The 22,368-nt window shown below is 71.8% G+C and carries 18 protein-coding genes; 13 read left to right on the forward strand and 5 right to left on the reverse strand.

The window, feature by feature from the left end:
• The first annotated feature begins 103 nt into the window (after window positions 1-103).
• From rsgA to OG990_RS03130, 5 genes are all read left to right on the forward strand, one after another.
• The gene (gene rsgA, locus OG990_RS03110) at window positions 104-1,174 is read left to right on the forward strand and encodes a ribosome small subunit-dependent GTPase A (RefSeq protein ID WP_406078930.1); all 1,071 of its coding nucleotides are present in this window, start codon (window positions 104-106) and stop codon (window positions 1,172-1,174) included.
• Between the two features lie 168 nt (window positions 1,175-1,342).
• The gene (gene uvrA / locus OG990_RS03115) at window positions 1,343-4,288 is read left to right on the forward strand and encodes an excinuclease ABC subunit UvrA (RefSeq protein ID WP_328418763.1); all 2,946 of its coding nucleotides are present in this window, start codon (window positions 1,343-1,345) and stop codon (window positions 4,286-4,288) included.
• 157 nt (window positions 4,289-4,445) lie between these two features.
• Window positions 4,446-4,925, forward strand: coding sequence for a Rieske 2Fe-2S domain-containing protein (locus OG990_RS03120; RefSeq protein WP_406078931.1), 480 nt, complete (start codon window positions 4,446-4,448; stop codon window positions 4,923-4,925).
• Between the two features lie 188 nt (window positions 4,926-5,113).
• A complete protein-coding gene (gene uvrC / locus OG990_RS03125; protein WP_386983880.1) occupies window positions 5,114-7,102 on the forward strand; it encodes an excinuclease ABC subunit UvrC in 1,989 nt (662 codons plus the stop codon).
• A gap of 1,283 nt (window positions 7,103-8,385) precedes the next feature.
• Window positions 8,386-9,045 (forward strand): C39 family peptidase, encoded by a 660-nt coding sequence (locus tag OG990_RS03130; RefSeq protein WP_406078932.1) that lies wholly within the window; start codon window positions 8,386-8,388, stop codon window positions 9,043-9,045.
• Window positions 9,046-9,122: 77 nt separating this feature from the next.
• Here the strand turns inward: OG990_RS03130 and recQ are convergent, their stop codons facing one another.
• Window positions 9,123-10,976 carry a DNA helicase RecQ gene (recQ, locus tag OG990_RS03135; RefSeq protein WP_406078933.1) on the reverse strand — a complete coding sequence of 618 codons (1,854 nt, stop codon included), beginning with the start codon at window positions 10,974-10,976 and terminating at the stop codon, window positions 9,123-9,125.
• 77 nt (window positions 10,977-11,053) lie between these two features.
• A complete protein-coding gene (locus OG990_RS03140) occupies window positions 11,054-11,398 on the reverse strand; it encodes a hypothetical protein (protein ID WP_406078935.1) in 345 nt (114 codons plus the stop codon).
• Window positions 11,399-11,621: 223 nt separating this feature from the next.
• Here OG990_RS03140 and rapZ point away from each other — a divergent pair, with 223 nt between their 5' ends.
• The 8 genes from rapZ to OG990_RS03180 all read left to right on the forward strand — a co-directional run bounded on the left by rapZ (window position 11,622) and on the right by OG990_RS03180 (window position 18,788).
• Window positions 11,622-12,554, forward strand: a complete 933-nt coding sequence (gene rapZ, locus OG990_RS03145; RefSeq protein WP_406078936.1) for an RNase adapter RapZ — start codon at window positions 11,622-11,624, stop codon at window positions 12,552-12,554.
• On the forward strand, window positions 12,551-13,663 hold the full coding sequence (locus tag OG990_RS03150) for a 2-phospho-L-lactate transferase CofD family protein (RefSeq protein ID WP_406078937.1): 1,113 nt from the start codon (window positions 12,551-12,553) through the stop codon (window positions 13,661-13,663). The genes rapZ and OG990_RS03150 overlap by 4 nt, the downstream gene beginning before the upstream one ends.
• Before the next feature lie 54 nt (window positions 13,664-13,717).
• Window positions 13,718-14,698: a DNA-binding protein WhiA gene (whiA, locus tag OG990_RS03155; protein WP_074312802.1), complete on the forward strand. Its 981-nt coding sequence runs from the start codon at window positions 13,718-13,720 to the stop codon at window positions 14,696-14,698.
• 262 nt (window positions 14,699-14,960) lie between these two features.
• Window positions 14,961-15,965: a type I glyceraldehyde-3-phosphate dehydrogenase gene (gap, locus tag OG990_RS03160; protein WP_328418756.1), complete on the forward strand. Its 1,005-nt coding sequence runs from the start codon at window positions 14,961-14,963 to the stop codon at window positions 15,963-15,965.
• The gene (locus tag OG990_RS03165; protein ID WP_386983867.1) at window positions 15,962-17,161 is read left to right on the forward strand and encodes a phosphoglycerate kinase; all 1,200 of its coding nucleotides are present in this window, start codon (window positions 15,962-15,964) and stop codon (window positions 17,159-17,161) included. Before gap ends, OG990_RS03165 begins: the two co-directional genes overlap by 4 nt.
• Window positions 17,162-17,953, forward strand: a complete 792-nt coding sequence (gene tpiA, locus OG990_RS03170) for a triose-phosphate isomerase (protein WP_328418754.1) — start codon at window positions 17,162-17,164, stop codon at window positions 17,951-17,953.
• 95 nt (window positions 17,954-18,048) lie between these two features.
• Complete coding sequence (gene secG, locus OG990_RS03175) at window positions 18,049-18,309, forward strand: preprotein translocase subunit SecG (protein ID WP_252420214.1); 261 nt, start codon at window positions 18,049-18,051, stop codon at window positions 18,307-18,309.
• Between the two features lie 137 nt (window positions 18,310-18,446).
• Window positions 18,447-18,788 (forward strand): RNA polymerase-binding protein RbpA, encoded by a 342-nt coding sequence (locus OG990_RS03180; RefSeq protein WP_386983862.1) that lies wholly within the window; start codon window positions 18,447-18,449, stop codon window positions 18,786-18,788.
• Between the two features lie 48 nt (window positions 18,789-18,836).
• On the opposite strand, the gene pgl is transcribed toward OG990_RS03180, so the two are convergent.
• The 3 genes from pgl to zwf form a co-directional block, all read right to left on the reverse strand.
• A complete protein-coding gene (gene pgl / locus OG990_RS03185; protein ID WP_328418752.1) occupies window positions 18,837-19,607 on the reverse strand; it encodes a 6-phosphogluconolactonase in 771 nt (256 codons plus the stop codon).
• A gap of 160 nt (window positions 19,608-19,767) precedes the next feature.
• A complete protein-coding gene (locus OG990_RS03190; protein ID WP_328418751.1) occupies window positions 19,768-20,784 on the reverse strand; it encodes a glucose-6-phosphate dehydrogenase assembly protein OpcA in 1,017 nt (338 codons plus the stop codon).
• Window positions 20,785-20,815: 31 nt separating this feature from the next.
• Window positions 20,816-22,366, reverse strand: a complete 1,551-nt coding sequence (gene zwf / locus OG990_RS03195) for a glucose-6-phosphate dehydrogenase (protein ID WP_386984660.1) — start codon at window positions 22,364-22,366, stop codon at window positions 20,816-20,818.
• Window positions 22,367-22,368 lie beyond the last annotated feature (2 nt).

Genomic DNA, 22,368 nt, shown 5'->3' on the forward strand with positions numbered 1-22,368 from the left:
TCGGCGACATACGCGGCACCGGGACGTCGGACGGAGGTGGTGATCATGCCGGCCGTGACACGCGTGTTCCGCCATCACCAGCTTCGACACCGATGAGGATGCCATGACGATCGATCTGACCGCCCTCGGCTGGGACGCCGAACGGGCGGCGTACGCCGCGCGGCGCGGTGAGCACCACCCGGGCCGGGTGGCCCGGGTGGACCGGGGGGTCTGCACGGTGCTCACCGCGGCCGGCCCGGTCCGGGCCAGCCTGGGCGGGGCGGTGCTTGCCGCCGCCGTCCGGGACCCCTCCGCGCTGCCCTGCGCGGGGGACTGGGTGCTGCTCACCCACTGGCCGGACCGCCGCACCACCGTGGAGGCGGTGCTGCCCCGGCGGGCCGCGCTGATCCGCCGTACCGCCGGCAAGGACGCCAGCGGCCAGGTGCTGGCCGCCAACCTCGACGCCGCCGCCGTGGTGGAGCCGGTGCACCCGGAGCCGGACGTCGGCCGGATCGAGCGGCTGCTGTCCCTGGCCCACGAATCCGGGGCCCGGCCGCTGGTCGTGCTGACCAAGGCCGACCTCGCGGCCGATCCGGCCGCGCTGGCCCGTCAGCTCGCCGCGGTCGCCCCCGGGGTGCCGGTGCTGCCGGTCAGCGCCGAGCACGGCGTCGGGCTGGAGCCACTGCGCGCGGAGGTGGCGCCGGGCCGCACGCTCGGCCTGCTCGGGCCGTCCGGGGCGGGCAAGTCGAGCCTGGTCAACGCGCTGGCCGGCGCGGTGATGATGCCGACCCAGGCGATCCGCCGGGTCGACGGCAAGGGTCGGCACACCACCACCTGGCGGGCCCTGGTGCCGATCCCCGGTGGCGGCGCGGTGATCGACACGCCCGGCGTGCGGGCGGTCGGCCTGCTGGACGGCGTGGCCGGGCTCGACCGGGCGTTCGCCGACATCGCCGGGCTTGCCGAGGGCTGCCGGTACGCCGACTGCGGGCACGACGGCGAGCCCGCCTGCGCGGTCGGCGAGGCGCTGCGCACCGGGGAGCTCTCCACCCGCCGTTGGGAGAGCTGGCGGCGGCTGCAGCGGGAGGTGGCTCAGGAGAGCCGGCGGCGGGAGGCGCGGCTGGCCGCGGAGCGGCGCGGTGGGTGGCGCTCGGCCCGGCGTCGGGCAGCCCGACCGCCGACGCCCGGGGGCTACTGACCGGCCCGGCCGACCGGGCTGAGCTGGGGGAATGTGCGGGCGGGGAAAACTGTCATACCTCGGGGCTAGAGTTGCCGAGGCGTGTTTTCCGCGCCCGCACCACCGCTCAGAACCACCCCAGAGCGGGACAGATTCTCCGCTTCATCTTCTCCCGGGAGTACACGAACCGTGGCCGACCGACTGATCATCCGTGGCGCGCGCGAGCACAATCTGCGTGACGTCAGTCTCGACCTGCCCCGGGACGCACTCATCGTGTTCACCGGGCTGTCCGGGTCGGGCAAGTCGAGCCTGGCCTTCGACACGATCTTCGCCGAGGGGCAGCGGCGGTACGTGGAGTCGCTCTCGTCGTACGCCCGGCAGTTCCTCGGCCAGATGGACAAGCCCGACGTCGACTTCATCGAGGGGCTGAGTCCGGCCGTCTCGATCGACCAGAAGTCGACCTCGCGCAACCCTCGTTCGACCGTCGGCACCATCACCGAGGTCTACGACTACCTGCGGCTGCTCTACGCCCGCATCGGCGAGCCGCACTGCCCGGTCTGTGGCGAGCGGATCTCCCGGCAGAGCCCGCAGCAGATCGTCGACCGGGTGCTGTCGATGGCCGAGGGCACCAAGTTCATGGTGCTCGCCCCGGTCATCCGCGGCCGCAAGGGCGAGTACGTCGACCTCTTCTCCGAGCTGCAGGCCAAGGGTTACGCCCGGGCCCGGGTCGACGGCGTGGTGCACCCACTGACCGAGCCGCCGAAGCTCAAGAAGCAGGAGAAGCACACCATCGAGGTGGTGATCGACCGACTCACCGTCAAGCCGAGCGCCAAGCAGCGGCTGACCGACTCGGTCGAGGCCGCCCTGGGCCTGTCCAGCGGCCTGGTGCTGCTCGACTTCGTCGACCTCCCGGAGGACGACCCGGACCGGGAGCGCCGCTACTCCGAGCACCTGGCCTGCCCCAACGACCACCCGCTCGCCATCGAGGACCTGGAGCCCCGGGTCTTCTCCTTCAACGCGCCGTACGGCGCGTGCCCGGAGTGCACCGGCCTGGGCACCAAGAAGGAGGTCGACCCGGAGCTGCTGGTGCCCGACCCGGAGCGCAGCCTGCGCGAGGGCGCCATCCAGCCCTGGTCCACCGGGCACAACCTCGAATACTTCCTGCGCCTGCTGGAGGCGCTCGGCGAGGCCCAGCACTTCGACGTCGACACCCCATGGCGGGCGTTGCCGGCGCGGGCGCAGAAGACGATCCTGCACGGTTCCGACGACCAGGTGCACGTGCGGTACCGCAACAAGTACGGCCGCGAGCGCTCCTACTACACCGGCTTCGAGGGCGTGGTGCAGTGGATCGAGCGTCGGCACTCCGACACCGAGTCCGAGTGGTCCCGCGACAAGTACGAGGGCTACATGCGCGACGTGCCGTGTGCGGCGTGCGGCGGCGCCCGGCTCAAGCCCGAGGTGCTCGCGGTGACCCTGGCCGGCAAGAGCATCGCCGAGGTCTGCAACCTGTCCGTGGGGGAGTGCGCCGACCTGCTCGCCGGCATCGAGCTGACCGACCGGCAGAAGATGATCGCCGAGCGGGTGCTCAAGGAGATCAACGCCCGGCTGCGGTTCCTGCTCGACGTCGGCCTGGACTACCTCTCCCTGGACCGTCCGGCCGGCACCCTCTCCGGTGGCGAGGCGCAGCGCATCCGGCTGGCCACCCAGATCGGCTCCGGCCTGGTGGGTGTGCTCTACGTGCTCGACGAGCCGTCGATCGGGCTGCACCAGCGCGACAACCACCGGCTGATCGAGACTCTGATCCGGCTGCGCGGGCTGGGCAACACGCTGATCGTGGTGGAGCACGACGAGGACACCATCCGTACCGCCGACTGGATCGTCGACATCGGGCCCGGCGCCGGCGAGCACGGCGGCGAGATCGTGCACAGCGGCTCGGTGCCGGCGCTCCTGGAAAACCCAGAGTCGATCACCGGGGCGTACCTGTCCGGGCGCCGGTCGATCCCGACGCCGAAGAAGCGTCGTCCGCAGACCCCGGATCGGGAGCTCGTGGTGCACGGCGCACGCGAGCACAACCTGCGCAACCTGACCGTCTCCTTCCCGCTGGGCCAGCTCATCGCGGTCACCGGGGTCAGCGGCTCGGGCAAGTCGACACTGGTCAACGACATCCTGTACGCGGTGCTGGCCAACCAGATCAACGGCGCGCGGCTGGTGCCCGGCCGGCACACCCGGGTCGCCGGTCTCGACCACGTGGACAAGGTCGTCGGCGTGGACCAGTCGCCGATCGGCCGGACGCCGCGCTCCAACCCGGCCACCTACACCGGGGTCTGGGACCACGTCCGCAAGCTCTTCGCCGAGACCACCGAGGCCAAGGTGCGCGGGTACGGCCCGGGCCGGTTCTCGTTCAACGTCAAGGGCGGGCGCTGCGAGGCGTGCTCCGGCGACGGCACCATCAAGATCGAGATGAACTTCCTGCCCGACGTGTACGTCCCGTGTGAGGTCTGCAAGGGCGCCCGGTACAACCGGGAGACCCTGGAGGTGCACTACAAGGGCAAGACCGTCTCGGACGTGTTGGAGATGCCGATCGAGGAGGCGGCCGAGTTCTTTTCCGCCATCCCGGCCATCCACCGGCACCTCAAGACGCTGGTCGACGTCGGCCTCGGCTACGTCCGTCTCGGCCAGCCCGCCCCGACTCTCTCCGGCGGTGAGGCGCAGCGCGTCAAGCTCGCCTCCGAGCTGCAGAAGCGTTCCACCGGGCGGACGGTCTACGTGCTCGACGAGCCGACCACCGGCCTGCACTTCGAGGACATTCGCAAGCTGCTGATGGTGCTGGAAGGGCTGGTCGACAAGGGCAACACGGTGATCACCATCGAGCACAACCTCGACGTGATCAAGACGGCCGACTGGCTGATCGACATGGGCCCGGAGGGGGGCCACCGGGGCGGCACCGTGCTCGCCACCGGCACCCCGGAGGAGGTCGCCGAGGTGCCCGAGAGTCACACCGGCGAGTTCCTGCGCCAGGTGCTCAAGCTCGACGGCGAGGCCAAGGGCGCGGCGGCGGCCACCAAGCGGGCCGCCCAGGCCAACGGCGTCACCAAGACTCGGGCGCCGCGCAAGGTCGCGGCCACCGCGCGCTGAGCGGACCAGACGCCGGCGGTGCCCCACCGGGCATCGCCGGCGTTTCCCATTTCCGGGTCGAGGCCACACCGCTGTGAACCATCCGGCACAGTTGCCCGTGTTGACCAATGTGGCCGGCTGATCGGGACCGGCGCAGCAGCCCAGAGAGAGGCGAGGCATGAGTGACGATCAGGCGCTGACCGGTCCGGGTACGCAGACCCGTCGGACCCTGCTCACCGGTGTCGGGGCGATCGGCGCAGCCGTCGTACTGGCTGCCTGCGGCAGCGACAACGACGCCGGCAGTGGCGCTCCCACCAGCGGCGGCCCGGCGGTGCCCAGCACCGGCGACGCTGGCGGCGGTGACCGGCAGGACGCGCAGTCGGTGGCCACCACCACCGACATCCCGGTCGGCGGCGGCAAGATCCTCCCCGCGGGCGTGGTCATCACCCAGCCGACTGCCGGCCAGTTCAAGGGCTTCAGCGCCATCTGCACCCACCAGAACTGCCCGGTGACGAACGTCGACGGCGGCACCATCAACTGCACCTGCCACGGCAGCAAGTTCTCGATCGAGGACGGTTCGGTGAAGGCCGGTCCGGCCACCAAGCCGCTGCCGCCCAAGAACATCAAGGTCACCGGCGACCAGATCTCGCTGGCCTGACCGGCCGGCGCGTCCAGCCCGGCCCCGTCGGTTCGGGCCGGCGCGGCTCAGCCGCTTGATCGACTCGCGTTCCGGGAAGTCGGGGTGTGCGGCGCCCGTCGGCACGCCGACTTCCCGGAGACCGAGTGGATCTTGCGTGATGGTGCCGGACGGGGTCGGTGTCGGGGGGCCGGACTAGGCTTGCTGGCGTGGCTGACCCCTCGACGTACCGTCCCGCACCCGGCACCATTCCGGAGTCGCCGGGGGTCTACCGCTTCCGGGACGGCACCGGTCGGGTGATCTACGTCGGCAAGGCGAAGAACCTGCGCAGCCGGCTCAACTCCTACTTCGGCGACGTCTGGAATCTGCACGAGCGCACCCGGCAGATGGTCACCACCGCCGAGTCGGTTGACTGGATCACCGTCGGCACCGAGGTCGAGGCGCTCCAGCAGGAGTTCACCTGGATCAAGCAGTACGACCCGCGGTTCAACGTCCGCTACCGCGACGACAAGTCCTACCCCTACCTGGCCGTCACCCTCGACGAGGAGTACCCGCGGCTGCAGGTGATGCGCGGCGCCAAGCGCAAGGGGGTGCGCTACTTCGGGCCGTACTCGCATGCCTGGGCGATCCGGGAGACCCTCGACCTGCTGCTCCGGGTGTTCCCGGCCCGGACGTGCTCCGCCGGGGTGTTCAAGCGGGCTGGCCAGGTCGGTCGCCCCTGCCTGCTCGGCTACATCGGCAAATGCTCGGCGCCCTGCGTCGGCACCGTCTCCGCCGACGAGCACCGAGCCATCGTCGACGACTTCTGCGACTTCATGGCCGGTCGCACCGACACCATGGTCCGCAAGATCGAACGTGAGATGACCGAGGCGAGCGAGCAGTTGGAGTTCGAGCGGGCCGCCCGGCTGCGGGACGACGTGGCGGCGTTGCGCCGGGCGATGGAGAAGCAGACCGTGGTGCTGGGCGACGGCACCGACGCCGACGTGGTCGCGTTCGCCGACGACCCGCTCGAGGCGGCCGTGCAGGTCTTCCACGTCCGCGACGGCCGGGTCCGCGGCCAGCGCGGCTGGGTGGTGGAGAAGACCGAGGAGTTGAGCACCGGCGACCTGGTGCACCACTTCTGCACCCAGGTGTACGGCGGCGAGCACGGCGAGGCGGACGTGCCCCGAGAGCTGCTGGTTCCCGAGCTGCCCGCGGACGCCGACGCACTGGCCGACTGGCTCTCCACCCACCGGGGCAGCCGAGTGTCGCTGCGGGTGCCCCAGCGTGGCGACAAGCGCTCGCTGATGGAGACCGTGGAGCGCAACGCCAAGGACGCGCTGGCCCGGCACAAGCTCAAGCGGTCCGGTGATCTGACCACCCGGGGAAAGGCGCTGGACGAGATCAGCGAGGCGCTGGGCATGCGCACCTCGCCGCTGCGCATCGAGTGCTTCGACATCTCCCAGATCCAGGGCACCGACGTGGTGGCCAGCATGGTCGTCTTCGAGGACGGGCTGCCCCGCAAGAGCGAGTACCGGCGGTTCATCGTCCGGGGCGCCACCGACGACCTCTCCGCGATGTCCGAGGTGCTGCGCCGTCGCTTCGCCCGCTATCTGGACGCGCGTTCGGAGACCGGCGAGGTGGGGGTGGAGTCGGCCGACGAGCTGGAGGCCCCGTCCGGCGCTGAGGAGCCACGGATCGGCACCCTCGTCGACCCCACCACTGGCCGGCCACGCAAGTTCGCGTACCCGCCGCAGTTGGTGGTCGTGGACGGCGGCGCGCCGCAGGTCGCGGCGGCCGCCCAGGCCCTCGCGGGGCTGGGCATCGAGGACGTGGCGCTGTGCGGGCTGGCCAAGCGGCTGGAGGAGGTCTGGCTCCCCGACGACGAGTTCCCGGTCATCCTGCCGCGTACGTCGGAGGGGCTCTACCTGCTGCAACGGATCCGCGACGAGGCGCACCGGTTCGCCATCACCTTCCACCGGCAGCGCCGCTCCAAGCGGATGACCGAGTCCGCGCTGGACCACGTGCCCGGCCTGGGGGAGGTGCGGCGCAAGGCGCTGCTGCGGCACTTCGGCTCGCTCAAGCGGCTCTCCGCCGCCACGGTCGAGGAGATCACCGAGGTGCCCGGGGTGGGCAGGCGCACGGCCGAAGCGATCCTTGCCGCGCTCGACAAGGGCACGGGGGTCGTCGAGGGCGTCGAGGCGACGCCGAGTTCGTGAACCCGCCGCCATTCGGCATTACCACCACACTCTGACCCACCCGGCGCGGGCGAACCCACCGCCAGCCGCCGAACGGTGCGCGTTTGCCTCATGATCGTGCTGGATCCTGGATGTAGTGGCCTCGTTCGCGCCGCGTGGGGACTGTTTCCTGGATCGAGCACGATCTCGCCCGGGCAGCCCGCCTGTCCGCGTGCCCCGCGCCGTTTGCGTGCCCCGCGCTGTCCCGGTACCGCGCGCTGTACGCGTGCCGCGTGGTCTGTGGACGCGGCGCACCCGCGCTGTCCGCGTGCCGCGTGCCGTCCGCGCACCCGTGCGGTCTGTGGACGCGGCGCGGTCTGCGCACCCCGTGCTGTGTGCCCCCGTGCCGTCTGTGGCCGCGCGCCGTCGGGGCAATCGCGTCGGCTGCGAACGCGCCGTTTGCACCAGGCACGACGCGAGCGGCGGCCAAGATCTGTGCAGTCCGTGCCGTCTGTGGCCCCGCGTCCGTGGCCCGCGCCGTCGGCGCACCTGCGTCGTCTGCCAACCCCGCACTGCGTTCCGCGTCGCGCCTGCGGCCTCGCCTCACCCGTCACCCAGTCCCTCGCGGGCGGTGAGCCCGGCTGGGAGACCGACAGTCGGGCGGGTCGACGGCGGGGGGACATCCGCACTGTTGAGCGTGATGCCTGAGAGTCATATTGATACCTCAGAGTCATCACGCTCAAAAGCACGCGCCCGCCCGCCGAGCGACGGCCTCCTAGGTCTGCGCACTTCCGGGAAGGTGTGGGCGTCGGCGTGTCGGGAGGCAGCGCTTTCCCGGAAGTGTGTGGCTCGACGCCCGGTCGACGTGGGGCGGGTGGGTGGGTGTGGTGTCCGGTTCGGGAGGCGAGCCGGACGGGTGCGCGCGCTCGGGGTAGATCGCCGGTGGGTCCGGGTTGTGGGGCGGAGGGGCGGGTTGGGGTTGTCGGCCCGTGGCGGGCTGGGGGTGTCGTCCCGTTTGGGGGTGGCCGTCCCGTGGTTGGGGCCACCCTCAGCGTGGAATCGGGGGCCGGCCCGGGTCGTTATACCTGGCATGCGACTGTGGCCCCCTGGCCCGGTGCGCGGCAGCCGCCGGGAACACCGGCCAGGCCGCCCCGGTTACATCCCCCTGTAGCCAGCCGCCAGGAACACCCGCCAGGCCGGCACGGTTACATCCCCGGAACCCCGAGCAGGTCCCCTCCGATCGCCGGACCGTTCCCCCCTTCTTGAACTTCCTTGACGCGGCACCCCCTGCCGCGTGCACCCCCGATGCAGAGGAGCACGCCATCATGCGTACCGATCTGATTCGTAAGACCGCTCTGACCGCTGCTGGACTCGCCTTCACCGGCGGCGCGATCGCCGGCCCCGTCACCGCCGCTTACGCCGCGTCGGATGCCAAGCCCGCTACGCAAACCCAGTCGGACCGGAAGTCGTCGGGTGAGCGTCAGCTGGGTGTGCGCTACGAGGCGCAGCCGAACTTCTACTACTGCGGTCCCGCCGCCGCCCGCAACGCCCTGTCCGTGCAGGGCAAGGACATCAGCGTCGACGCCATGGCCAAGGAAATGGGCACCACCGAGGCCGGCACGAACTCCATCAACGACATCACCCCGGTGCTGAACAAGGAAACCGGTAAGAACGACGCCTACCGCAGCGTCGAGATCAGCACCCCCAACGCTGACGGCAAGCAGACCGACAAGCTGCGCGCCGACGTGGTGAAGACCGTGGATGACGGTCGGGCTGTGGTCGCGAACATCGCCGGCACCAGCGTCGACACCGACGGCGTGAGCCACTCGTTCGAGGGTGGGCACTACATCAGCGTCGTGGGCTACCGCGACAACGGCAACATCGTGAAGATCGCCGACTCGGCCGATCCGAACCAGGCCTCCTACGAGGTCACCGTCGAGCACCTCGCCGACTGGATCGCCACCCGCGGCTACGCCACCAGCTGACACCCAGCAACCAACAACGAAGGGCCGGACCCCCACCAGGGGCCCGGCCCTTCGTCACGCCTAAGTCATGGACGCGGTCAGGCCGGGGTGGTGTCGGTGCCGAGGACGGCCAGGATCTGCTCGCCGTACTTGGCGAGCTTGTTCTCGCCGACCCCGCTGACCCGGGACAGCTCGGCCGGCGAGCCGGGCGCGTCGCTCGCGATCTGCCGCAGCGTCGCGTCGTGGAAGATGACGTACGCCGGGACGCCCTGTTCCTTGGCGGTGGCCGCCCGCCAGCCGCGCAGCCGCTCGAAGACCGACGCGGCGGCCGGGGCCAGCTCGGCGACCACGGTGGCCGAGCCGCGTGGCTTTGCCGACCGGCTCGACGCCGGCCTCTCCGGCTCGCGGCGCATCGTGACGGTGCGCCGGCGGCCCAGCACGTCGGCGCTCGCCTCGGTCAGTGCGAGCGTGCCGTAGTCGCCCTCCACGGCGAGCAGTCCTTCGGCGAGCAGTTGCCGGACCACGCCCCGCCACTCGGCCTCACGCAGCTCGGTGCCGATGCCGAAGACGGTCAGCGAGTCGTGGCCGTACTGGCTGATCTTGTCGGTCTGCTTGCCGAGCAGGATGTCGATGCAGTGCCCGGCGCCGAACCGCTGGTTGCGTTCGCGGTCGAGGCGGAAGATGGCGGAGAGCAGCTTCTGCGCGGCCACCGTGCCGTCCCAGGACTCCGGCGGGGTGAGGCAGGTGTCGCAGTTGCCGCACGCCGTCGCCGTCGTCTCGCCGAAGTATTCGAGCAGCTGGACCCGCCGGCAGCGCACCGTCTCGCAGAGTGCGAGCATCGCGTCCAGGTGCGCGGCGAGGTTGCGGCGATGCGCGAGGTCGCCGTCGGACGTCTCGATCATCTTGCGCTGCTGGACCACGTCCTGGAGCCCGTACGCCAGCCAGGCGGTGGACGGCAGGCCGTCCCGGCCGGCGCGGCCGGTCTCCTGGTAGTAGCCCTCGACGGACTTGGGCAGGTCGAGGTGGGCGACGAAGCGGACGTCGGGCTTGTCGATGCCCATCCCGAAGGCGATGGTGGCCACCATCACCAGGCCCTCCTCGCGCAGGAAGCGCTGCTGGTTGGCGGCGCGGGTCCCCGCGTCCAGCCCTGCGTGGTAGGGCAGCGCGGCGACCCCGTTGGCGGTGAGGAACTCGGCCGTCTTGTCCACCGAGGCCCGGGACAGGCAGTAGACGATGCCGGCGTCGCCGGGGTGCTCGTCGCGCAGGAGGGCCAGCAGTTGCTTGCGCGGCTCGTGCTTGGGCACGATCCGGTACTGGATGTTGGGCCGGTCGAAGCTGGCCACGAAGTGCCGGGCGTCGTCGAGCTTGAGCCGGGTGGCGATCTCGGTGCGGGTGGCGCTGGTCGCGGTGGCGGTCAGCGCGATCCGGGGGACCTGCGGCCACCTCTCGTGCAGCATCGACAGCGCCAGGTAGTCGGGGCGGAAGTCGTGCCCCCACTGGGACACGCAGTGCGCCTCGTCGATCGCGAACAGGCCGATCCGGCCACGGTCCAGCAGGGCGAGGGTGGACCGGACGCCGAGCGCCTCCGGGGCCAGGTAGAGCAGATCCAGCTCGCCGGCCAGGAAGGCTGCCTCGACCCGGCGTCGAGCGTCGAGCGTCTGGGTCGAGTTGAGGAAGCCGGCCCGTACGCCGACCGCGGTGAGCGCGTCCACCTGGTCCTGCATGAGCGCGATCAGCGGGGACACGACGACCGCGACACCGTCGCGGACCAGGGCCGGGATCTGGTAGCACAGCGACTTGCCGCCACCGGTGGGCATCAGCACCAGCGCGTCACCGCCAGCGACCACGTGGTCGATCACCTCCTGCTGGAAGCCGCGGAAGGCGTCGTAGCCGAACACCCGGCGCAGCACCGGCAGCGCGTCCTCGGTACGCAGGTCGGTGGGGGAAGCCATCCGCGGAGTCTACGAGCCATCCCCGACAGCGCCCGCCCGGCGCACCCACGGGCGGGTGTGCCGGACGGGCGGCGCGGTCAGCCGGGCTGGCTGGACCGGTTGGCCAGCCCGCGGGGCGGTGCCTTCATCCCCACCACGATGTCGACGATCTCGATGTAGCGGGCCTTGTTGCCCATCCGGAACGCGGTTGCGGCCGCGTTGATCTCCTCCAGGGTGTCGCCCTCGACCATGGTGACCTGGTCGTACTTGCCGTTCACCCCGGTGCAGACGACGTGGGTGAGCTGTTTGGCGAAGCGGCCCAGGTCCCGAGCGTGCTCGGCGGAGACCTCGTGGATGCCCTCCCGGCCGAGGGTGAAGTACTCCGGGCTGATCCGCATGAACAGGAAGCCGATGTACTTGTTCTTGTCCGCCAGATCGTGCATCGCACCCTCCCAGATGTCGGCCTTGACCTGCGACGATCACGATGAGCGTATTTACAACTACAGATCGTCATCAAGGGTGGCGGCTGTCGGGAGGGCGACCCGAGACCGTGGATCGCCCGCCGAGGCGCGACGGGTCCCGGACCTTGGCCGGGCGGCGGGATAGAGTCGCTGATTGACCAATCGCGGCCGAGGGCGGCCGCGGCGCCACGGCTTGGGGGTACGGGTGAGCGAGGCGCGCACAGCCGGCGACGGGATCGACGTCCCGGCGGCCACCGATGGGTCACCGGCGGCGGAGTCGGAGACCACGCTCGTGGTGGTCACCGGGCTCTCCGGTGGCGGCCGCAGCACGGTCGCCCGGGCGCTGGAGAATGTCGGCTACTACGTGGTGGACAACCTGCCGCAGGCGCTGATGCTCGACATGGCCGAGCTGGCGTTCAAGGCAGGCGGCGCGGCCCGGCGTACCGCGATGGTGCTGGACGTGCGCTCGCGCGCCTTCTCCACCGACCTCGTCGGGGCGATCCGGGAGCTCAAGGAGCGCGGTTTCTCGCCCCGGGTGGTCTTCGTCGATGCCGACGACGAGGTGCTGATCCGGCGGTTCGAGAGCGTCCGGCGCTCGCACCCGTTGCAGGGTGACGGGCGGCTGGCCGACGGCATCGCCGTGGAGCGTGGGCTGCTCGAGGAGGCCCGCGACCAGGCCGACGTGATCATCGACACCAGCCACCTGAACGTCAACCAGCTCCGCCGGCGCATCGAGGAGCTGTTCGGCGGGGAGGACGCCCGCCGGCTGCGGGTCACCGTGCTGTCGTTCGGCTTCAAGTACGGCCTGCCGCCGGACGCCGACTTCGTGCTGGACGCCCGCTTCCTGCCCAATCCGTACTGGGTGCCGGAGCTGCGCGAGCACACCGGACGGGAGGAGGCGGTCAGCGCGTACGTGCTGGGCCAGGAGGGCGCGGATGCCTTCGTCGCCTCGTACGCCGACCTGGTCAACGCCACCACCGCCGGCTTCGAGCGGGAGGGCAAGCGGTACCTGACGGTCGCCGTGGGCTGCACCGGCGGCAAGCACCGCAGCGTGGCCATCGCCGAGGAGCTGGCCGGCCGACTGCGCCAGTCCGGGCTGGCGGCCAACGCCCAGCACCGCGACCTGGGGCGCGAATGACGTCCCGCCGGGTGGTCGCGTTCGGCGGTGGGCACGGCCTGTCCGCGTCGCTGCGTGCGCTGCGTCACTGCGCTCCCGAACTCGACCTGGACATCACCGCCGTGGTCACGGTCGGCGACGACGGCGGCTCCAGCGGCCGGCTGCGCGCCGAGCGGGGCGGCCTGCCCCCCGGCGATCTGCGGCAGGCCCTGGTCGCGCTGGCCGGGGACCACCCGGCCACGCGCCGCAGCGCCGGGCTGTTCCAGCACCGCTTCGCCACGCCGCCCGCGGACGCGGCGCAGTACACGGACCCGGCATCGGGCGGCCCGGACGGCGGCACTGGCCCGGCGGCGGGCGGCCCGGCCGGTGGTGCCGGCCTGGCGACCGGCGGCCCGACCGGCGGCCCGGCCGGTGGTGCCGGCCCGGCGGCGGCCCGCCCCGACGGGCTGGCCGGGCACGCGGTGGGCAACCTGGTGCTCTGCGGGCTGATGGAGCTGCTCGGCGACCCGGTGGCCGCGCTGGAGCACGCCGGGGCGATGCTCGGCGCGGTCGGCCGGGTGCTGCCCATGTCTCGCCAGCCGGTGGGCATCGAGGCGCAGGTGCGTGGCGTCGATCCGGCCGCTCCGGACGAGGTGCGCACGGTGCGCGGTCAGCACCAGGTGGCGGTCACCACCGGGCGGGTCGAGTCGCTGCGGCTCACCCCGGCCGCCCCGGCGGCCTGCGCCGAGGCCCTCGCGGCGATCGGCGCGGCGGACTGGTTGATCTTCGGGCCGGGCAGCTGGTACACCAGCGTGCTGCCGCACCTGCTGGTGCCGCAGTTGGCCGACGCGATCGTGTCCAGCCCGGCCCGGCGACTGGTCACCCTGAACCTCGCCGCGGAGAAGGAGACCCTCCAGCTCTCCGTCGCCGATCACCTCGCGGCGCTGCACTGGTACCTTCCCGAGCTCAAGGTGGATCTCGTGCTGGCTGACGCCAAGGCGGTGGGTGACCCCGAACCGGTCGAACGTGCGGCAGAATCGCTGGGTGCCCGCCTGGTCCTCGCCCCCGTCGCCATCACTGACGGGACTCCCCGCCATGATCCGGCTGCCCTGGGCGCCGCGCTGGTGCCTGTACTGGGTGCCGATCGTTAGACACGTACGTAATCTCCGGCGACACGCCGGAACCGGTCCGTGAGGGGACGCACAATGGCGATGACGGCTGCGGTCAAGGACGAGCTGAGTCGGGTCGACGTGCCCAAGCCCTGCTGTCGGCGGGCGGAGATGGCCGCGCTGCTGCGTTTCGCCGGCGGCCTGCACATCGTCTCCGGCCGCGTGGTGGTGGAGGCGGAGTTGGACACCGGGGCGGTGGCCCGCCGGCTGCGCCGGGAGATCGCAGAGGTCTACGGGTACCCCAGTGAGATCCACGTGCTGGCCTCCGGCGGCCTGCGCAAGGGCAGCCACTTCATCGTCCGGGTGGTGAAGGACGGCGAGGCCCTGGCCCGGCAGACCGGCCTGCTGGACGTGCGCGGTCGCCCGGTGCGCGGGCTGCCCCCGCACGTGGTGGCGGCGAACGTCTGCTGCGCGGTCTCGGCCTGGCGGGGCGCGTTCATGGCGCACGGCTCGCTCACCGAGCCGGGCCGGTCCAGCGCCCTGGAGATCACCTGTCCGGGGCCGGAGTCGGCGCTGGCGCTGGTCGGCGCGGCCCGCCGGATCGGCATCACCGCCAAGAACCGCGAGGTGCGCGGGGTGGACCGGGTGGTGGTCAAGGACGGCGACGCGATCGCCGCGTTGCTCACCCGGATCGGCGCGCACTCCAGCGTGCTGGCCTGGGAGGAGCGCCGGGTCCGCCGCGAGGTGCGGGCCACCGCCAACCGGCTGGCGAACTTCGACGACGCCAACCTGCGCCGCTCGGCGCGCGCGGCCGTGGCCGCCGCCGCCCGGGTGACCCGGGCGCTGGAGATCCTCGCCGACGAGGCGCCCAACCACCTGACCGACGCCGGTCGGCTGCGCCTGGAGCACCGGCAGGCGTCGCTGGAGGAGCTGGGCGCCCTGGCCGAGCCGCCGCTGACCAAGGACGCCATCGCCGGGCGGATCCGCCGGCTGCTGGCACTGGCCGACAAGCGTGCCCGGGACCTCGGCATCCCGGATACCGAAGCAGCCGTCACGCCCGACATGCTCGTGGTCTGATAGGACGGTAAGGCCGCACGGTGCGCCCGGGAGCACGACCCGGCGCAGCGTGGCCTCGCACGCTCGGATATGGTCGCTGCGTACGGCAAGGGGGCCGACACAGGCACACCTCGTCGTGCCACCGCCTCGGGCGGTCAGGTCCTCAGACCGCGGCGGGGTGGCCGAGATGAACCGTCAACGGCCGGCTCCAACGGTCGGCGCACACCACTCCGCCGGCCCGTTGTCTGAAGCCGGCGGACCAGAACGCGAGGAGATGGGACCTGTGACCATCCGGGTTGGCATCAACGGCTTCGGCCGGATCGGCCGTAACTTCTTCCGGGCAGTGCTGGCGTCCGACGCCGACATCGAGGTCGTGGCGGTGAACGACCTGACCGACAACGCCACGCTTGCCCACCTGCTCAAGTACGACAGCATCCTGGGTCGCCTGCCCTACGAGGTCAAGGCCACCGCCGACGAGATCACCGTCGGTGGCAAGACCATCAAGGCGTACGCGGAGAAGGACCCGGCGTCGCTGCCGTGGGGCGAGGTCGGCGCCGACGTCGTCATCGAGTCGACCGGCTTCTTCACCGACGCCACCAAGGCCAAGGCGCACGTCGCCGGTGGGGCCAAGAAGGTCATCATCTCCGCCCCGGCGAAGAACGAGGACGTCACGGTCGTCATGGGCGTCAACCACGACCAGTACGACCCGGCGAAGCACACCATCATCTCCAACGCTTCGTGCACCACCAACTGCCTCGCGCCGATGGCGAAGGTCCTGCACGACACGTTCGGCATCCAGCACGGCCTGATGACGACGATCCACGCGTACACCCAGGACCAGAACCTCCAGGACGCCCCGCACAAGGACCTCCGCCGGGCCCGGGCCGCCGCGCTGAACATCGTGCCGACCTCGACCGGTGCGGCCAAGGCCATCGGCCTGGTGCTGCCGGAGCTCAAGGGCAAGCTCGACGGGTACGCCCTGCGGGTGCCGATCCCGACCGGCTCGGTCACCGACCTCACCGTCAACGTGGGTCGCGAGACCACCGTGGACGAGGTCAACGCTGCGCTGAAGGCCGCCGCGGACGGCCCGCTCAAGGGCATCCTCGTCTACAACGAGGACCCGATCGTCTCCACCGACATCGTCACCGACCCGGCGTCGTGCATCTTCGACGCGCCGCTGACCAAGGTGGTCGGCAACCAGGTCAAGGTCGTCGGCTGGTACGACAACGAGTGGGGCTACTCCAACCGCCTGGTCGACCTGGTCAAGCTGGTCGGTTCGTCGCTGTGAGCATCCGGACCCTCGACGACCTGCTCGCCGAGGGGGTGTCGGGTCGGCGCGTGCTGGTGCGCGCCGACCTGAACGTCCCGCTCGACAAGCAGACCGGCGACATCACGGATGACGGCCGGATCCGCGCGGTGCTGCCGACGCTCGGTGCGCTGGTCGAGGCCGGCGCCAAGGTGGTCGTCTGCTCGCACCTGGGCCGCCCGAAGGGCAAGCCGGACCCGCAGTTCAGCCTCCGCCCGGTCGCCGGGCGGCTCGGTGAGCTGCTCGGCGCGCCGGTGCACTTCGCCACCGACACCGTCGGTGACTCCGCCCGGTCCACCGTCGCGGGCCTGGCCGACGGTCAGGTCGCCCTGCTGGAGAACCTGCGCTTCAACGCCGGCGAGACCAGCAAGGACGACGCCGAGCGGGGTGCCTTCGCCGACCAGCTCGTCGCGTTCGGCGACGCGTACGTGGACGACGCGTTCGGTGCCGTGCACCGCAAGCACGCCAGCGTCTACGACGTGCCAGCCCGGCTGCCGCACGTGGCCGGCCGGCTGGTGCTGCGCGAGGTCGAGGTCCTCTCCAGGCTCACCAGCGACCCCGAGCGGCCGTACGTGGTGGTGCTCGGCGGGTCCAAGGTCTCCGACAAGCTGGCGGTGATCGAGGCCCTGCTGCCCACGGTCGACCGACTGCTCATCGGTGGCGGGATGTGCTTCACCTTCCTCAAGGCCCAGGGCCTGGAGGTGGGCACCTCGCTGCTGGAGAAGGACATGGTCGAGACCTGCGGCAACCTGCTGGAGCGGGCTGCGGGCAAGATTCTGCTCCCGGTCGACGTGGTGGTCGCGGACGCGTTCGCCCCGGACGCCGCGCACGACACGGTCCGCGTCGACGGCATCCCGAGTCACCGGCTCGGGTTGGACATCGGCCCGGAGACGGTGGCCGGTTTCGCCGCCGCGCTGTCCCAGGCGAAGACGATCTTCTGGAACGGCCCGATGGGCGTGTTCGAGATGGCGGCGTTCGCCAACGGCACCCGCGGCGTCGCCGAGGCGATCACCAAGACCGACGCGTTCACCGTCGTCGGTGGCGGCGACTCGGCGGCGGCAGTGCGTGCGTTGGGGCTGGACGAGTCGTCCTTCGGGCACATCTCCACCGGCGGTGGCGCCTCCCTGGAATACCTCGAGGGCAAGACCCTCCCCGGCATCGCGGCCCTGGAGAACTGAATGGCGAGCACCACCCGTCGGCCCCTGATGGCCGGCAACTGGAAGATGAACCTCAACCACCTCGAGGCCAACCTGCTCATGCAGAAGCTGGCCGCGAGCCTCACCGAGAAGCAGCTCACCGCGGTGGAGACGGTCGTGTTGCCGCCCTTCACCGACCTGCGCACGGTGCAGACCGCCGTGGACGGGGACAAGCTGCTGATCGGCTACGGCGGGCAGGACCTCTCCCCGCACGCCGCGGGCGCGTACACCGGGGAGATCTCCGGCCAGATGCTGGCCAAGCTCGGCTGCACGTACGTTGTGGTCGGGCACTCCGAGCGGCGGGCCTACCACCACGAGGACGACGCGCTGGTCAACGCCAAGGTCAAGGCGGCGCTGACGCACGGCCTGACCCCGATCCTCTGTGTGGGGGAGGGGCTGGACGTGCGCGAGCAGGGCACCCACGTGGCGCACTGCTCGGAGCAGCTCGCCGGGGGCCTCGCCGGGCTCACCGCCGAGCAGGTCCGCCAGGTGGTGATCGCGTACGAGCCGGTGTGGGCGATCGGTACCGGCAAGACCGCGACGCCGGAGGACGCCCAGGAGGTCTGCGGGGCGGTTCGCCAGCGGCTGGCGGAGCGCTTCGACCAGGACACCGCCGACCAGGTCCGGGTCCTCTACGGCGGCTCGGTCAAGGCGTCCAACATTGCCTCGATCATGGCCCAGCCGGACGTGGACGGCGGCCTGGTGGGGGGCGCCAGCCTGGACGCGGAGGAATTCGCGCAGATCTGCCGGTTCCCGGAGCACATCACCCGCTGACCGCTCGGTATCCTTGACCCCGCCCGTCCGCCGGTCGGTGCCGCCGTGCCCGATCAGACCGGGCGAGGATCGCTACGAGAGGACTGACCCCAGCCATGCCGATCTGGTTCGCATACACGTTGATCGTGTTGCTGATCATCACGAGCGTTCTGCTCACCTTGCTCATCCTGCTGCACCGCGGCAAGGGCGGCGGTCTGTCGAGCATGTTCGGCGGTGGCGTCAGCTCCAGCCTCGCCGGCTCGTCCGTGGCGGAGAAGAACCTGGACCGCTACACCGTTCTGGTGAGCATTGTCTGGTTCGCTGCCATCGTCGGGCTGGGGCTCTGGCTCCGCCTCCAGATGAACAGCGGCGCCTGAGCAGGCCCGTCAAGTCGTACAATCTGCGCGCGGTCCGTTACGACGGGCCGCGCGCAGGCTTTTCTCCGCTGCACCGCGTCGCCCGCCGCCCTACCCCCTCCGGCGGCGGGTCCCTCCGACGACAGGAGCGAGCAGCCGTGCCGAGTGGCAACGTCATCCGCGGCGCCCGGGTCGGGTCCGGGCCCATCCGCCCGGACGAGCGGCACCATCCCGCCCCCCGACAGGACGTCACCTACTGGTGCCGCAACGACCACCGGATCAACATCCGGATCGCTGCGGACGCCGCCGCGCCGCCGCTGTGGGACTGCCCCCGCTGCGGCCTGCCCGCGGGCCAGGACGCGCAGAACCCGCCGGGCCGGACCCGCGCCGAGCCCTACAAGAGCCACCTGGCGTACGTGAAGGAGCGGCGCACCGCCGAGGAGGGCGAGGCGCTGCTGGCCGAGGCACTGGCCGCGCTGCGCCGCCGCCGAGGCGAGTGAAGGAAGGGCCCGTCAGCAACGCCAGGCGTTGACGACGGGCCCTTTCTCTCAGCGCAGGCTGCGCAGGCGGGCGGGCACGTCGGCCGCTGCAGCCCGGTCCAACAGCCAGCGGGTACGGTCCACGCCGTGCACTCCGGCGGCCGGCAACTGCACCGGCCCGGCGCCGGCCAGCGCCATGCCCACCGCCCGAGCCTTGTCCCCGCCGCCGGCCACCAGCCAGACCTCCTCCGCCGTGTTGATCGCTGGCAGGGTGAGCGTGGTCCGCACCGGCGGCGGCTTGGGGCTGCCCCGCACCGCGCTGACCGTCCGGCTCTCGTAGTGCACCGGGTGCTCCGGGAAGACCGAGGCGACGTGCCCGTCCTCCCCGACGCCCAGCATCAGCACGTCGAAGTGCGGCAGCGCGGCATGCCCGGGGCGGGCGGCGCGCGCCAACTCCTCGGCGTACCCGGCGGCGGCCCTCTCCGGGTCGTTGCCGGCCGGGCCATCGGAGGCCGGCATCGGGTGCACCCGGGCCGGGTCCAGCGGCACCACGTCCAGCAGGGCGGCCCGCGCCTGGGTCTCGTTGCGCTCCGGATCGCCGGCGGGCAGGAACCGCTCGTCGCCCCACCACACGTCGACCCGGGACCAGTCCACCGCGTCGCGGGCCGGTAGCTGTGCCACCGCCCGGTACACGGCGGCGGCGACCCGCCCACCGGTGAGCACCACCGAGGCCTCGCCGCGGTCGGCCTGTGCGTCGAGCAGCTTCACCAGCAGCCGGGCCGCCACGGCCTGCGCCAGCAGGTCGGCGTCGGCGTGTACGGCGACACTCGCCTCACTCATCGGTTGTGCCTTCGTTTCCCGACCGCGGGGCGGTCGCTGTCGCGTCGTGCCCGGGCCGGTACGCCCGGAGGTGGCGGGGCGGGATGCCCCGGAGGTGCCGGGGTAGGGGCCGGGGTCGCCCGAGCCCTGCCCCGATGACGTACACCGGACGGCGCCGGGCTCAGAGCTCGCCGCTGGTGCCGGAGTGCGCGGCGACACCGGCCTCGGCGCGCTGAGCGGTGGCCGGATCCTTCCAGACGTGCACCCGCTGCGGGGACCGCTGCTCCAGCCCGCGCAGCCCGGCGGTGGCGCCCAACGCCTCCGCGTACACCTGGTCGGCGTCCAGCCGGCGCAGCTCCTCGGCCAGTTCGTCACCGAGCGGCCGACGGACCAGCGGCAGGGCGCGGTCGTCCTGGCCGGTCCGCCGGAACACCGCCATGCTGTCCTCGCGGGTCAGCGTCAACTGGTCGCCGTTGGCGCAGCTCAGCTGCACCTCACGCATCCGCGGGAACTCGGTGCTGTCCACCCGACGGGGGGTGATGCCGAGCCGGCTGGCCAGCCAACCGACCATCAGCGCCGCCGTCGGGTCGCTGGGCGGCGCGACCACGGTCGCCTCGGTGACCCGCTCCTCGGTGGTGTCGAACGCCCCTGCGACCAGGGTCCGCCACGGGGTGATCCGGGTCCACGCCAGGTCGGTGTCTCCCGGGGCGTAGTCCCGGGCACGCTGCCGCAGCGCCTCCACCGGGTCCGTGGCCTGCGCCGTGTCGGTGATCCGCCGATCGGCGACCACGCCGAGGAAGTCGGTGGCGATCTCGGCCGGCGGCTCGCCGTGCCACCAGGTGACCACCGGCACGTCCGGGACCAGCAGCGGCATCACCACCGACTCGGCGTGCAGGGCCAGCCGCCCGTACATCCGGGTGACCACCGCCTCGCACGGGCCGAGCCGGCCACCGACCACGATCTCCGCGTCCAGCCGGTTGCGGTCCCGCTCGATCTCGGAGCGGACCACCACCACCAGCCGGCACGGGTGGGCGGCGGCGGCGATGGTCGCCGCCGCCTCCGCCTCGCGGACCCGCTTCTCGTCCACCACGACGATGAGGGTGAGCGCCATGCCGCTGGCCACCCCGCCGGCGCTTCGCCGCTCGGCGGCGAGCGCCTTGACCACCTCACTGCCGGTGGTGTCCCACAGCCCGATCACTGGAGCCTCCTGCTTCGCTCGTTGCGCTCGGTCACGCGCGTCGCCACGCGCGGCCCTCGCGGCCCAGCATCTCGTCGGACGCCCGCGGCCCCCACTCGCCGGCGCGGTACGGCTCCGGCTTGGTGCCCACCCAGGCATGCTCCAGCGGGTCGATGACCTGCCAGCTCTGCTCGACCTCCGCCGCGTCCGGGAACAGGGTGCGGTCGCCGATCAGCACGTCCAGCACCAGCCGTTCGTACGCCTCCGGGCTGGACTCGGTGAACGCCTCGCCGTACTGGAAGTCCATCGCGATGTCGCGGACCTCCATCGTGGTGCCCGGTACCTTCGAGCCGAACTTGAGCACCACGCCCTCGTCCGGCTGCACCCGGATGACCAACTGGTTGTTGCCCAGCGACTCCATGTCGGCGTCGTTGAACGGCAGGTGCGGCGCCTTCTTGAACATGATGGCCACCTCGGTGACCCGCCGGGGGAGGCGCTTGCCGGCCCGGATGTAGAACGGCACGCCGGCCCAGCGGCGATTCTGGATGCCGAGCCGCACCGCCACGTACGTCTCGGTGGTGGAGTCGGGCGGGACGCCCTGCTCCTCCAGGTAGCCGACCGCACGCTCGCCGCCGACCCAGCCGGGCAGGTACTGGCCGCGTACGGTGTCCCGGGCCACGTCCCTGGGCAGGGTGATCGCCTTGAGTACCTTCAGCTTCTCGGTCCGGATCTCGTCGGCGTCGAAGCTGGTCGGCTCCTCCATGGCCACCAGGGCGAGGAGCTGGAGCAGGTGGTTCTGGAGCACGTCCCGGGCCGTGCCGACGGTGTCGTAGAAGCCGGCTCGGCTGCCGATGCCGACGTCCTCGGCCATGGTGATCTGCACCGAGTCGACGTACTTGGAGTTCCACAGCGGCTCGAACAGGTTGTTGGCGAACCGCAGGGCGAGGATGTTCTGGACCGTCTCCTTGCCCAGGTAGTGGTCGATCCGGAAGACGTCCTGGCGGGTGAAGACGTCGTCGACGAGGTCGTTGAGCGCCTTCGCCGAGGGCAGGTCGTTACCGAACGGCTTCTCCACCACCACCCGGCGCCAGCCGCCGGACTTCTCGTTGTCGGCCAGCCCGGTGCGGGCCAGCTGCTTGAGCACGACGGGGAACGCGGCCGGGGGGATGGAGAAGTAGAACGCCGCGTTGCCGGCGATGCCGTGGGTCTGCCGCAGCTCATCGAGCGTCGTGGCGAGCTGGTCGAAGGCGGCGTCGTCGTCGAACGACCCGCCGACGAACTTGATGTTGCCGGCCAGCCGCGCCCAGACCTCCTCCCGCCACGGGGTACGGGCGTGCTTGCGGGCCGCCTCGCAGGCCAGCGTCTCGAAGTCGCCGTCACCCCAGTCGCGGCGGGCGAAGCCCAGGACCACGAAACCGGGCGGCAGCAGCCCTCGGTTGGCCAGGTCGTAGACCGCGGGGAGCAGCTTCTTGCGGGCCAGGTCGCCGGTCACCCCGAAGATCACCAGAGCGCACGGCTCGGGGATCCGTGGCAACCGGCGGTCCTGGGGGTCGCGCAGCGGGTTCACGCCGCCTCCTCGCTCCGCTTGCGTCACGTCGTCCATCC

It is taken from the genome of Micromonospora sp. NBC_00858, assembly GCF_045207365.1.
GTDB lineage: Bacteria > Actinomycetota > Actinomycetes > Mycobacteriales > Micromonosporaceae > Micromonospora.

Bases quoted from the DNA above. Each gene is read 5' to 3' on its own strand.
- rsgA (WP_406078930.1), top strand. From the start codon at position 104: ATGACGATCGATCTGACCGCCCTCGGCTGGGACGCCGAACGGGCGGCG.
- OG990_RS03120 (WP_406078931.1), top strand. From the start codon at position 4,446: ATGAGTGACGATCAGGCGCTGACCGGTCCGGGTACGCAGACCCGTCGG.
- OG990_RS03130 (WP_406078932.1), top strand. From the start codon at position 8,386: ATGCGTACCGATCTGATTCGTAAGACCGCTCTGACCGCTGCTGGACTC.
- recQ (WP_406078933.1), bottom strand. From the start codon at position 10,976: ATGGCTTCCCCCACCGACCTGCGTACCGAGGACGCGCTGCCGGTGCTG.
- OG990_RS03140 (WP_406078935.1), bottom strand. From the start codon at position 11,398: ATGCACGATCTGGCGGACAAGAACAAGTACATCGGCTTCCTGTTCATG.
- OG990_RS03150 (WP_406078937.1), top strand. From the start codon at position 12,551: ATGACGTCCCGCCGGGTGGTCGCGTTCGGCGGTGGGCACGGCCTGTCC.
- whiA (WP_074312802.1), top strand. From the start codon at position 13,718: ATGGCGATGACGGCTGCGGTCAAGGACGAGCTGAGTCGGGTCGACGTG.
- tpiA (WP_328418754.1), top strand. From the start codon at position 17,162: ATGGCGAGCACCACCCGTCGGCCCCTGATGGCCGGCAACTGGAAGATG.
- secG (WP_252420214.1), top strand. From the start codon at position 18,049: ATGCCGATCTGGTTCGCATACACGTTGATCGTGTTGCTGATCATCACG.
- pgl (WP_328418752.1), bottom strand. From the start codon at position 19,607: ATGAGTGAGGCGAGTGTCGCCGTACACGCCGACGCCGACCTGCTGGCG.
- zwf (WP_386984660.1), bottom strand. From the start codon at position 22,366: ATGGACGACGTGACGCAAGCGGAGCGAGGAGGCGGCGTGAACCCGCTG.